General features: G+C 55.9%; 11 protein-coding genes. 3 read left to right on the forward strand and 8 right to left on the reverse strand.

Translation table 11 applies throughout. The features are described from left to right. Positions 1-16: 16 nt before the first annotated feature. Positions 17-1126, reverse strand: coding sequence for a tyramine oxidase subunit B (locus tag KQI17_RS11900; protein ID WP_216496433.1), 1110 nt, complete (start codon positions 1124-1126; stop codon positions 17-19). Positions 1127-1644: 518 nt separating this feature from the next. Beyond that, entirely contained in the window at positions 1645-2451 is an 807-nt protein-coding gene (locus KQI17_RS11905) for a MerR family transcriptional regulator (protein WP_216496434.1), read from the reverse strand. Positions 2452-2629: 178 nt separating this feature from the next. Here KQI17_RS11905 and KQI17_RS11910 point away from each other — a divergent pair, with 178 nt between their 5' ends. Then, positions 2630-5920 (forward strand): S-layer homology domain-containing protein, encoded by a 3291-nt coding sequence (locus KQI17_RS11910; RefSeq protein WP_216496435.1) that lies wholly within the window; start codon positions 2630-2632, stop codon positions 5918-5920. A 653-nt stretch (positions 5921-6573) separates the two neighbouring features. Here the strand turns inward: KQI17_RS11910 and KQI17_RS11915 are convergent. Further along, positions 6574-6789: a hypothetical protein gene (locus KQI17_RS11915; protein ID WP_216496436.1), complete on the reverse strand. Its 216-nt coding sequence runs from the start codon at positions 6787-6789 to the stop codon at positions 6574-6576. 54 nt (positions 6790-6843) lie between these two features. Here KQI17_RS11915 and KQI17_RS11920 point away from each other — a divergent pair, with 54 nt between their 5' ends. After that, positions 6844-7116, forward strand: a complete 273-nt coding sequence (locus KQI17_RS11920) for a hypothetical protein (RefSeq protein WP_216496437.1) — start codon at positions 6844-6846, stop codon at positions 7114-7116. Here KQI17_RS11920 and KQI17_RS11925 read toward each other — a convergent pair. Genes KQI17_RS11925 through KQI17_RS11940 form a run of 4 tightly spaced genes read right to left on the reverse strand, consistent with a single transcriptional unit; the run spans position 7113 to position 10626 of the window. Further along, positions 7113-8726, reverse strand: a complete 1614-nt coding sequence (locus tag KQI17_RS11925; protein ID WP_216496438.1) for a site-specific integrase — start codon at positions 8724-8726, stop codon at positions 7113-7115. The two genes, KQI17_RS11920 and KQI17_RS11925, sit on opposite strands and share 4 nt — an antisense overlap. A 5-nt stretch (positions 8727-8731) precedes the next feature. Further along, complete coding sequence (locus KQI17_RS11930) at positions 8732-9862, reverse strand: hypothetical protein (protein WP_216496439.1); 1131 nt, start codon at positions 9860-9862, stop codon at positions 8732-8734. 18 nt (positions 9863-9880) lie between these two features. Continuing rightward, positions 9881-10237, reverse strand: coding sequence for a type II toxin-antitoxin system PemK/MazF family toxin (locus KQI17_RS11935; RefSeq protein ID WP_216496440.1), 357 nt, complete (start codon positions 10235-10237; stop codon positions 9881-9883). After that, complete coding sequence (locus KQI17_RS11940) at positions 10234-10626, reverse strand: hypothetical protein (protein WP_216496441.1); 393 nt, start codon at positions 10624-10626, stop codon at positions 10234-10236. Before KQI17_RS11940 ends, KQI17_RS11935 begins: the two co-directional genes overlap by 4 nt. A 400-nt stretch (positions 10627-11026) precedes the next feature. Between KQI17_RS11940 and KQI17_RS11945 the strand changes: the two genes are divergently transcribed. Next, complete coding sequence (locus KQI17_RS11945) at positions 11027-11227, forward strand: YlcI/YnfO family protein (RefSeq protein WP_371821997.1); 201 nt, start codon at positions 11027-11029, stop codon at positions 11225-11227. A 73-nt stretch (positions 11228-11300) separates the two neighbouring features. Here KQI17_RS11945 and KQI17_RS11950 read toward each other — a convergent pair. Next, on the reverse strand, positions 11301-12185 hold an 885-nt coding region (locus KQI17_RS11950), incomplete at its 5' end, for a hypothetical protein (protein WP_216496442.1).

Raw genomic sequence — 12185 nt, forward strand, 5'->3', positions numbered from 1 at the left:
AAATATTGATTCGGGCTTATCTGTCGCCCCAGAGATTCAGTTTGGTGCCGAGACCGAGACGCTGGGCGTTCTGATAGATCTCATATCCCCACGCAACATCCTCAACGGGCATTCCGTCCATGATGTAAATGACACGTTCCATATCGCTCTTGCGGCCGGCGGCCTTGCCCGCGACCACATCGCCGAGATTTACGATGCTGTCCTTGGCAATCTCGCCGCCGTACACCAAATCCATCATATAACCGCAGATTCCGCTGAGGTTTGCGGCATAGCCGCCAGGTTCATCGCGCAGCTCATTGGCGTAGGCCTCGTACATTTTCCAGTTGTCCACAAGGATCGTGGACTCGCACATCATCTTTTTGCTGATGTCGGCGCTTGCGGGCAGGGAGAGCAGCACGCCTTCCTTGAGCCATTCATCCTCAATTTTCGGGGAGACAGCGCCGGAAGTGACGACATTGACTACATCCGCATCGCGCACGGCCTGCTCGATGCTGTCGGCGGCGACCGCCTTGATATGGAAGCTCTTTTCCAGCTCATCGCAGTAGCTCTGCGCGGCATCGCGGTTCAGGTCGTAAACGCGGACCTCCTTAATGTTTTTGAGCACCAGAAGCAGGGCGTTCGTGCAGGAGCGGCCAACCACGCCCGCGCCGATCTGGGTAAGAACCTCGGTGTCCCTGCGGGCATAGTATTTGGCGCCAAGTGCGGGGATCGCGCCTGTACGGGTCGCACTGAGGGTGTTGGCAGAAAGAAACGCAATCGGTGCGCCGGTATCGGGATCATTCAGAAGCGTTGTCAGGATCGAGCGGGGCAGACCGCGGTCACGGTTGGCAATGTTTGAGCCGTACCATTTTTCACCGCATACATGGAAACGGCCTCCCAAATAGGCAACGAGCGCCATAAAACGGCGGTCAGGCCCCTTTTTGGGCATATCGGGGAACTTCGGTTCTTTGGGAAAATAAATCTTGATGCCATGCGCGTTATGGTTCGGCGTGCCCATCAGGTAGTCACCCTGACCGAGCAGCTCGAACACCTCGTCCATGACTTCAATGCAGCGCTCCATATTGCCGGCGCCGGCTTTGACAGCCTCCTCTTCCGTCAGGAAGAGGAAATTTAATCTCTCATCCATACGATTCCCACCCTTTCATGATTTTGTCATTTTGCAATTTAAATGATGATCTCATTCAAACCGTGAGCACAGCTTAGCAGAGAAAAAAATAAATGTAAACGCCGAGTTTCGAGCGAGATATGCTCGAAATTCGGCGCTTTCTCAAGAGTTTCACAATACCATCGTCGTAAAAAAAGATACAATTGGGAAAAGTGAAGGAAAAAATTCAGCACGCTGTGCAATAATCTTAATTGCACCTTGTCGGCAGGGAAATGGCAGAAATGATACTTGCAAACAAGAAACTGCTAAGTCGAAAGTGAGCGCCCAAAATTGGGCACCTCATATTTTGCATAAGGGTACTGCGCATCCGTGATCTGTTCAAAATACATGCCCCTTGACCGCTTCAATTGACGGTCAGGGCTTATCTTTTTCTATTGGTTATTGAGAGCCCCGAAAGGGACTCTTTTATTTGTATGTGGAAGCGTATTTTTCTTGATGGGGAAAAGTAGCAAGACGGCGCTGCGGTATTTCGCGACGTCCTATTCCTCCACCGGTAGGACGAGGCGCGAGCAGTAGCGCTTCGTTTCGATCTCGCGGCCTGTGTAGGGCGCGACGATGCACAGCACCCGGGGCAGTCCCGCGGGCGTCAGTCCCCGTGCCTTCACCTCCCGGCCCATGGTCAGCCACATTTCGTCCACACCGGAATAGTCCCCGCAGTACAGCACCGAAAGCGCCCGGCACTCCGGCAGCGTCTGCGCGTCCGCGTCCGCCTTTCCCGGCTTTACGGGAACGCAGACGTAATAGGGGTAGGGCGTGTTGTCAATGCGCCCGCTGAGAAAGTCCTGCCGCTGCTGGATGTTGAAGATGGGCTCGTCAGACAGGGTGCAGCCCCAGCGGACACACTCCCCATAGAAATCGTACATGGCGGCGGTCTTCTCGTCAACGGAGTGCCCCTCGCAGCGGCGGGCGAGAAAGGTCACGGCGGGCAGCGTCATCATCTGCACGGAGATGCCGGGCCCCTCGGCCGCGCGTAGCCGCATTTCCTCCACACTCCGCTGCAGATCGCGCAGACGGTTTTCCAGTACCGCAAGCAGCTCGGACGCCTCGCCGCCGCGGGCGAAATAGTCCGCGATCTCCTCTGTGCTCAGGCCCATCGCCTTGAATTTCTCCACCTGCAGAATACGTGCGACGTTAAAATTGTCGTAGTACCGCCGCCCGCTCTCCGGCGCGATATAGGCGGGCGTGAGCAGGCCTCTTTCCTCCATGCGCATCAGCGTGCTGCGGGAAAGACCGCAGGCGCGCGCCGCCTCGGTGATCTGATAGAGCTTTTTTGTGTCCTTTTCCATAAAATTTCCCTCCTGCCCCTCTTGCTTCGTTCAGGGATGAACGGGTTATAATGTCATTATAAGGAAACCCGCGGCGGTGTCAAGCCCGGCGGCGGGCAAAAACATTGTGGCGCAGGCCTGCGCCACAGCCTTCGGGGCCCCGAAGGCTGAACGAGCTTTGGAGAGGAGCGGAGGAACGATGAAAATTTGGAAACGGCTGTTGGGGTTAGCGCTGTGTCTGTGCGCGGCGGCATGCGTGCTGTGCGTGGGCGCCAGCGCGGCGGATCATACCGATCACCCCATCTGCGGAAAGACGCATAAGGAGATTGGTGACCATACGGAGACTTGCGGCAATGTGACATGGGCGGCGTGGAACGGGACGGACATGGATGCAAGCAAAGACCATATCCAACTCACAGAGGGGAACTATTATTTGCCCGACACTCTAACAGTTTCGGACACCATTCATGTCAGCGGAACGGTCAGTCTCTGCCTGAACGGAAAGAAACTGAGCGGGAACACCTATGGCCTGATCGTGCTTGATGAAAACGCCACGCTGAATATCTGTGATTGCAAGGGCGGCGGCGAGATAGAACTGAGCGCAAGCGGCGACTCTTCTACTATAACGTATGATAACCAAACTTCGTCGAGCAATAAGCTGAACCTTTACGGCGGAACGATCAGCAGGACAGGCGGTAGCAATATAAGCTGCGTTTTGAAGGCCGCGACCTCCTCTCAGCTGACATTTAACATGTATGGCGGCTATATCCATAACAATAATACAGGGGCAAGAGCCGCCGTAAACATGCATGTTTCCACTGGAACGCGCACAGTCTCCATCTATGGGGGGAAGATCCGTAACGAGGGAAACTACGGCATTGAGATGAACGAAGAGGGGGAGCAGCTTTATATTGCAGGTGGAACGTTGGAGTCTCGCGCAAATTACGCGGTATTTGCTGTCGGCGGCAGCCAGCTGATCCTCTCTGGCAAGCCGACTATCAAAACAGACAGTTCCTCTTGGGGGGCAATTTGCAGCCCGATGACTCACAGAATCCAGATCGAAAGTGATTTCGAACCCAAAGAACCCGTATCAATATCCCAGTCGTGGGGAGCCGGCGTGTTCGCCGTGCCAGCTGTCACCGGCGGGTCGCTGGCAGACAAGGCGCAATACTTCGTCTCGGCGGAAGAGGGCTACTTTGTGGAGTGCAACAGCGGCGGCAACCTCCAGCTTACCGCCTGCGCCATTACCAAGGATCCCACGGCAGATAACGACTACACCGTTACGGCTAACGGCAGTCCAACTTATCAGTGGTACAGTGCAACGAAGGGCGATGTCCCGGTAACAGATGCTGTTGTTAAAAGCAAAGGAGATTTATTCTATTCTTCGAGATGGATCTACCTGGATAACTCACTTCCCGCAACTGGCAAAGTGACAGGCTTCACGCTCACGATGAAAAAGGGCGATGAACTGACGTTAGATTTCTCCAGAAGTTATGATATTCGCATCAGTGAAGTTACTCTTTCTGACGGCAGGCAAACCATTCCCGGCGTAGAAGATGAGGACCTCTGGCAGAAGAAGTATACCCTCACCGCCCCGGCAGACGGCGATTATACTTTAACGATCAGTGCGAGTGCGGAACCGATGGGTGGAGAGCCGAGTTATGCAAGCTTGTCCTTCACCGCCAAGGTGACGGCAGACGTGCCGGGCGACCAGTTGGATGGCCAGACAGCCGCCACGCTCAACACCACCGGCCTGTCAGGCGGCAGCTACATCTGCCGGGTCACGTGGGAGGGCAAAACCACGCTGAACAGCCAAGTGGTGAGCTATACTGCACCGCAGCATACGCACAGCTGGTCGACCGACTGGACATCCGACGCTACCAACCATTGGCACAAGTGCTTCATCTGTAACGACAAAAATGATATAGTTGCGCACACCTATGACCAGGAAGTCGCAGTGGACGGATATAAAAAGTCCGACGCGACCTGCACAGCTAAAGCGACTTACTACAAGTCCTGCGTCTGCGGAGCCAAGGGAACGGAGATGTTTGAAAGCGGCGGACTCCTTGCCCACGATTTTACCGGCGGCACTTGGAAGAGCGATGCCAACAACCATTGGAAAAATTGCGCCAACTGCGACGCGGAGAGCGACAAAGTTCAGCATAACTTCAGCAAGAGCGGTAACACCTACACCTGCACCGCCTGCGGCTATGCTTATACCGTTCCGTCTCCCTCATCCTCCTCCGGCGGGAGTAGCACGCCGACCATCACCGTTCCCGTCACCGGCAGCCGCGACACCGTGCAGATCTCGGCGAGCGTGAGCGGCAGCGCGGCAGAGGTCAAGGAGATCAAAAAGATCGAGCTGGACAAGATCGGCACGGACCGCGACGTGGTCATCGACCTCTCCGGCCTCAGCAAGAGCGTGACGGGCGTGACGCTGCCCACCGACACCATCCGCAGCATTTCCGAGTCCGAAGCCGACGGCGTGACGATCAAGCTGCCGAACGCGGAGCTGCGCGTCGATCAAAAGACGCTCGCCGCTGTGTCCGAGCAGGCGAAGGGCAGCAAGGTGCAGCTTGTCGTGGAGACCGACAGCAAGGCAAAGGATACCATGACCGCCGCGCAGAAGCAGGCTCTCGACGGCATGAAGAACGCCGCCGCGCTGGAGGCGTACTTCATTTCCAACGGACAGCGCATTCGGGACTTCAACGGCGGCGAGGTCGAACTGAGCATTCCTTATCAGGCCAGCGGCGCGATCCGCGCGTGGTATCTCAAGGAGGACGGCACACGCGAGCCGGTCTCCGCGCGCTACGACAAGGAGAACGCGCGGCTGATCCTGCGCCACTTCTCGCACTACGTCATTGAGGAGCTGGACAGCGGCGCGGCCTATACCGTCTGTGCGAAGGACGATACCTGTCCGCTCGCGGCGTTCGGCGATCTCACCGCGACCGCGTGGTACCACGACGGTGTGCATTACTGCCTGGAAAACGGTCTGATGCAGGGCGTTTCCGCGACGAGCTTCCTGCCGAACGGCAGCACGACCCGCGCCCAGCTCGTCACCGTCCTATGGCGGCTGGAGGGGAGCCCTGAGACGACCAGCGCGGTGAGCTTCGGCGACGTCGCCGACGGCGCATGGTATGCCAAGGCCGTCCGCTGGGCGGCGGGCAGCGGCGTCGTCAAGGGCTACGACAGCGAGCACTTCGGTCCAGACGATGCCGTAACGCGCGAGCAGATGGTGACGATCCTATACCGCTACGCGCAGTACAAGGGCGCGGACGTGAGCGTCGGCGAGGACACGAATATCCTGAGCTTTGCGGACGCGATGACCGTCAGCGAGTACGCCATCCCCGCGATGCAGTGGGCCTGCGGCAGCGGACTTGTGACCGGCATCGCGCGGGACGGAGGAATGATCCTCGCACCCAAGGATACGACCACCCGTGTGCAGATGGCGACACTGATGATGCGCTTTTATACAGAGTGTGCGAAGTAACGGGCAGAGATGAACGTGAACGGACACACGGCAACTGAGCGCCAAAGTTGACAACACACAAAGAGCGAGACCTGACTCACATGAGCCGGGTCTCGTTTTTTATTTGCGTGAGCAGTGTAATTAACGTAACCGTCAAAGCAGAGGACGGCTGGACACATATGGGACAATAGTGGTGGGAAGTTTCGCAACTTCCCACCACTATAAGTGCGCCCTGCATGGGCAACAACTAGGTGGTGAAAGACCACTACGCGCTCGGCAGTAGGAAGCGTTAGCCGAAGGCAAAGGTGTCCATCGCGAGGTGGAATCTGAAGGAAGACGGATGTCAAGGTGAGGAGTCTTGGCGGGCAAACTCCCGAACCGACGAACAGAAATCACATAGTAGGCCGTATAGGGATGGACGAGTGTGCTTATCAACACAAAGCCCAATGCTGCCCGAATCCCGTGCGGTAGATGTGGCGGTTACGTGGGAGGAAAGTTGTTGTTCTTACCAGGGGAGGTCTTGCAGACGACAAGTAGGGGAAAAAATCCGAAAATCGCAGTAACAACGAACTGCAAGAAGTCAGCCGAGGCCATAGTACCTTGTGTGTGTTTTTTTGCAGGGGAAGGGCTGAACAATTGATTGCATTAGCCTACAGCCCTAACTGGACGCACAATTACTGGCCTACCGGCGGATCATTGACCGTTCCGATATGGTGCTGACCGTCTTTGACAGCGAAGCGCCCGCAGCGGGCCGCGCCGAGGAAAAGGCCCTTATGTATGCGCTGAACAGCCACAAGCCTGTTATCAATCTTGATCCCTACACTTTGACCGTGAGCAGAATAGATAAACACGCCGATAAATAAATCCCACGGTGAGACGCAAAACCGCATAGCCCATCTCCTGCAAGGTAAAATAATTAAAAATTATTTGCAGGAGGTACGACTATGAATGAACGAAAGCTCACAGCGACCATGATTGAGGCTTATCATTGCACAAATCGTGGAGTTGATGAATGCAGATGCCGAGGGACGCATCATCGTTCTCCTACCGGAGCGACTGACCGAACATGGGGAACGAAGATTCGCCGGTATCTGGCGATACTCGGAAATCCTGTGCTGTGGGAGATGTATTTGATTTCTGACGGAAACAACATAGTGAAGCAGCGATGCCACCCTATCCAAAGCGGCATCGCTGCTTCTTTTAAGAAAAGCGGTTAATTTGTGTCTGCTATTTCGCCTTTCTTGCTTCGGCGTCGGCGGCCGGAAGGTGTCGATTCCTCGGCCTCGATGATACCGGTGCCTCCGTGCGCTGACTCGAGTGTAAGTGCCTGTCCCGGCTGCAGCAGCACCGTCGCGGTTATCGTTACGCGGTCACGCGACATTTTCGGGAGAAAAGTGCCGGTTTCCTTGCCACCATCCTCGGATACCTGCGGCGGAATACCCTGCGGCAGCGGTTCAGGGACGCAAAGACGATGCATATAGGCATACAGGCGCTCCAGACCCGCTGCTGAAGAAAACGACGTATAGTTGTCATCGGTTGTGTTGCCGGTCAGGCTCTTGCCGCACAGATAGTTGGCTGTGCCAGGCTCCATAGCTCCGAGACCACACGTATAGTGTACCATATATCTATAGGTGCTGCCAAGCAGTTCATTCGGCCGAAGAATCTTACCGGGTTCCTTGCGAGAATAGTACTCTGCCGAGAGTTTGATGGACTTCAAAATTTTGATGATGTACCTTGTAATTTCACCGGATGGAATTGCAGCACCATTTTGCCGAACAGTGACCTTTTGTCCGCGTAGCGCAGATTGCGATGTCCTGTTCTGCAATAGACTCTGATGGCGAACGTGGAGAATGCGTGCGCCCATAGGAAAAATGGGGCGGTCAAGCTTATGCGTGCTGCCGCTGCGTTCATCGTCGCGCAGCTGGACAATGACCTTATCCGGCTCACGGTCATCAAAAATGATGTCACCCCAGGTCAGAGCTCGAATCTGGCTGACATTTAAGCCACCGAACAACTGCAAGGCCATGGCGCACGCCTTTGCAGTCTGGACGGCGTCGTCCATGAGGGCGTGGAAGACCTTTTCGACATCGGCCTCGTCAAGAACCTCCGGCGTTTCCGCCGCTTTAGCTTTTTCGTCCGGCGACCTCGTGCGCCGTGTCAGTGTGGGAAACGGGTTGGTTCCGGTGCAGTACTTATTTCGAATACACCAGTCCCAAAAGCCGCTGAGAAGTTTGAGATTTCGCTCCGATAGTTTCCAGAATGGCAGGAGCCGGCGGATTTCCACGGATACAATTTCGCACATAGGCTTCTGCGGAAGTTGCGCAAAGTACTCTTTGATGATGGCTGCTTTCCGGTGGTACTTGGGGCTTGCACGCTCTGCCTTTTCCGCCTTGGCGGAGAGCGAGTCCTCAAAGCGGGCGGCAAAACGCTCGGCCGCAATAGCAGGCGTAGTCGTTTCCGGACGAAAAACGACGTTTTCCTCAACAGCGCGGCTCAGGGCAACGGCATTGTCGGCATACAGCTTCTCGGCTGCCTTTGCGATGCCATTCAACAGCCCGTTCAAGTCCGCTTCGTTGGACCAGAAGCTTCGGGCGACCACATTTCCTTTGCTGTCTTTGACCGACTTCCCCGTCAAGGGTGAGATAGCGGTGATTTCAGCGCGGTAAGCGTACCGTGCGCCGTGGGGCTGTTCACGCAGCGTTCCCTTAAATTCGACACCGTGCAACGTATAACGGATATCGTAGGACTTGCGTCCATCCTTGTCCGGCTGGTGCGGGTAATAGTTACCCTTATTTGGATCCCATTGGTTCACAACAGTCTTTTTCATGGCGTTTAGGCCTCCTTCATTTGATTGCCGATGATTGGCCGGTTCTGCCGCTGCTCAGCGTCATCTGGTCTGGAAGCGACAACTGTCTTCCGCATTGCTCCGCAAGGGATGGTGAGCTGCACAGCGTCCGCATTTTCCAGAGCGCTGAAAGATAGAGTAACGAGCATCGGCTTATCGCTGTTATTGCTGTATTTTACGGCCCTATATGTGGGGATTTGCCTGCGAGCGTCTACTTCGAGCTGGATAGGAGAATGTTCAGGGTTCTTTGTTTCAGCTGGATTGTAGACATAGCGCTCCGCTTTGGCTGCCAGCTTTTCCTGCTCGGCTGAGAGCTTCAAGTTTGGCCGTTTATGTTTGGGGACGGACACCGCGTGACCGAGCTGCTGGTCTAACTCGAGTGATGTGTACCCGCAAATGTTGCGAGCGCGGCTCGCCCAGTCGCGGCGGAGAATGTAGGCGCTGAAATCCGCCACGAGACTGCCGTCTTTGTTGTATGATACTTCGCGTTCAAAGTCCTTACGCGCCTCTGCCATGAAAGCCTCGCTAAGGCCGCATTCGTGCAGCCGCGCAAGCACCCAGGCGGACAAGTCCTGCGCCAGACAGACCGGGGCGGTTTCGTCATTGGTCCAGTCTGGGTCGATTTTGCGAATCGTGTCGCTGCATTGGCGTAGAATATAGCATGCCCAGCATCCGATGACAACCCCGCGATAGCTGTTGTCCCGCTTTAGGATTTTGTCGATTTTCCCACCCTTTTCCTGTCCCTGGACTTTTACGACCGCGAAATATGCGGTGTATACGATTTTTTCAGGGCGGGTTCCCGCCGCCTCTGCTGTGCGCAGCCCGCCGCAAAGCATCAGAGTCAGTGCGTAGCACAGGCGCGGTTCCTGTCGCCAATGAGTTTCCACATAGCGGCACAGCTTCTGACGGACTGGTTCCGGAAGAGACTTTTCTTGCTCTTTTCGGGAGCCCATCCCTCTGCGGGAGGTCGGCGTGAGGTGCAGCTCCGGCAAACCCAAATCGGGATAGGCTGCCCGTATGAACTGGTAGATTACGTCTGCGGCCGCCAGGTCTGTATAGGTGCTGGCGGTTAAATCCGATTGGTTCCCCTCGCTACGGGAATGCTGCGCTTTTTTCATGGTTTGTCTTCGGCGCGGTCAGTTCCACGCCTGGGTGCCTTCCTCCGCCTGCAGTCCAAGATGGACGGCCAGAGCGTGACGGAGGGCGAAACGGTCGTAGGGCTCGTAGACGCAGCCGATGCGGCGGATGAGCGTCTTACGGCGGATGGTCTTCACCTTCTCGCACAGGGCGCGGCTGGTGTGGTCAAGGCCCTGTTCCGAGATGAGCACATGCGTCGGGAGCTGCGTGCTCTCGCGGTCCGAGGTGAGGGGAATGACGGTGACGGTATCCGTATCGCCCTCTTGTGAGATGACGATGACGGGGCGGCAGTCATGCCTGCCGAGACAGTCCCATGCTGTCCACATCTCGAAGGGCTTGGTGGTCTTCGTGTTCATAACAGGTTCTCCTTTGTGATCAGGAAGTGATGGGCAAGGGCTTTCAGGACGCCGTTGCGTTCGTTTGCCGGCCAGACGTAGCCGAGCCCGTGGCCGAGACAGTTCGCGTGGATGGTCACCGGGTAGTCGCACAGAGCCATGTAGGTCTTGTCGTCTACGGTGACGAGTGCGTGGCTGCCGGCCTGCCAGCCTTCGCCGGGTACATAGTGCCCGGTCGGGATGAGCGGGACGACGGTGACATAGTCATCGCAGCTGTTATCGTGCGAGACGGTGAGCGTCGGACGCGTTCCTCCGAAGCCGCAGGTTTCCGGCAGAACAGCCATGCAACAGAAAAATGCCAGGCTGCGGTTAATGCGCACTCGGATGATCGCTTTCTTCTCTTCTTCCATGGTATCTTTACCTCCTTTCCTCAGAGCGGTAAGCAAAACAGCGTGCAGGCATTTCGCCTACACGCTGCTCCACACCGCTATGAGGGTGCGGAAGTCCTACGCCTGAACGCACCCGGAGGAAGTTTTATAGTAACCGTATCTTGCCAAATGGGGCAAAACAGGGTATACTACTTCCTGACGGTGCGGCTTCAGCCGTTGTGTAGGTGCTGTTACCACCTGCGCAGGTGGTAGAGGATTGCCGTCCTTTACCACTGCCGTTGTTTTACTTTATAGTGGCAGTATAACATATACGATATCGTATATCAAGTGATATACTGCACAAATTTATGTTGAAGACTCTGTGCAAAATATACGATATCGTATATTTTGCGAGGCGTTTGTAAATCTAATGCGTTAGGATGTGTTCAAAGTGTCTCGAAGTGAAGCTGAAAATCGCGCAATCAAAAAATACGAAAAGGAAAAGATTGACCGCTTTTTGATTCGCATTCCAAAAGGCGAGAAGGAAAGAATCGCAGAGCACGCTAAGGCGCAGGGAGAGTCCACCAACGCATTCATTTACCGCGCGGTGAATGAAGCCATCGAGCGCGACAAGCAGAAATAAATCCGTGGGTATTAGAGCTTTGCTTTCGAAGCCATTTCTCTAATACCCACGGTTCTTATTTTAATGTATCTTATCAGAAACCGAATACCCTCTCCCGCAGCGCGGGATTCCCGAGGATCGCCAGATACCGGCGCACGTTCGGCTCGCCGCGTCCGACGAGCCGCTTCAGCAGAAGAACGGCGGCCTGTACCCTCGGCTCCGCCTGCCGCGCGATGAACTCGTAGAACATATCCCGAAAAGCGTAGTTCCCCGCACCGGCGATGGCATCCACCATAGCTTGCAGAAACTTCTCCGGCGGAATCGTGTCGGTGATCCCGTCCATCTCCGCGCGAAGCGACTGCATCCACGCCGTCATCTCATCGGAAAACTGCACCTTGCCGTCCGGTTGCCAGTAATACGCCATGTCGTCTGAGGCAACACCGAAAAGCTCCTGTGTGGAAGCTGGCTCCACCGGCGGGCAGGACTGTGGCGCTGGAAAGCGCTCGATGCTCGGAATGTCCGCTCCGAGCTCATCCCACAGCGCCCAAAAATCTACGCCGAACTCCCGCGCGGCCATCGCCACAGCAAGGGCGGGTGAAACGAGGCTGTAGGAGAATGCCAGATTGTTACCACCCTGTTCGTCGATCACGGCACTGCGCTCGGTCATCGGCATGACGAGGTATTTCTTTGCCTCCTCCAGCGTTCCGCCGCGCTCATGCAGCGCCGACAGCGTCTTTTTCAGGTGCGCGAAACAGTTGCGGACCCCGATGGCGTCCTCCTTGCGATAGACCGCAGCATCTTCCGCCTCTGCGGACATGTCCTCGTAGAATTCCTCGAAAAACCGTGCGGCGATATAAGATTCGACCTGCTCCGGATCGGCACACGCGGTGGGAACGTCGTGGATCAAACCGGTCAGGTCCTTGTTGTATTCGCCGCAGTCGTCCTTGTGCAGCAGCTTCTCAATTTCCCACAGTTGGGT

This window comes from Oscillibacter sp. MSJ-31 (assembly GCF_018918025.1).
Lineage (GTDB): Bacteria > Bacillota > Clostridia > Oscillospirales > Oscillospiraceae > Hominicoprocola.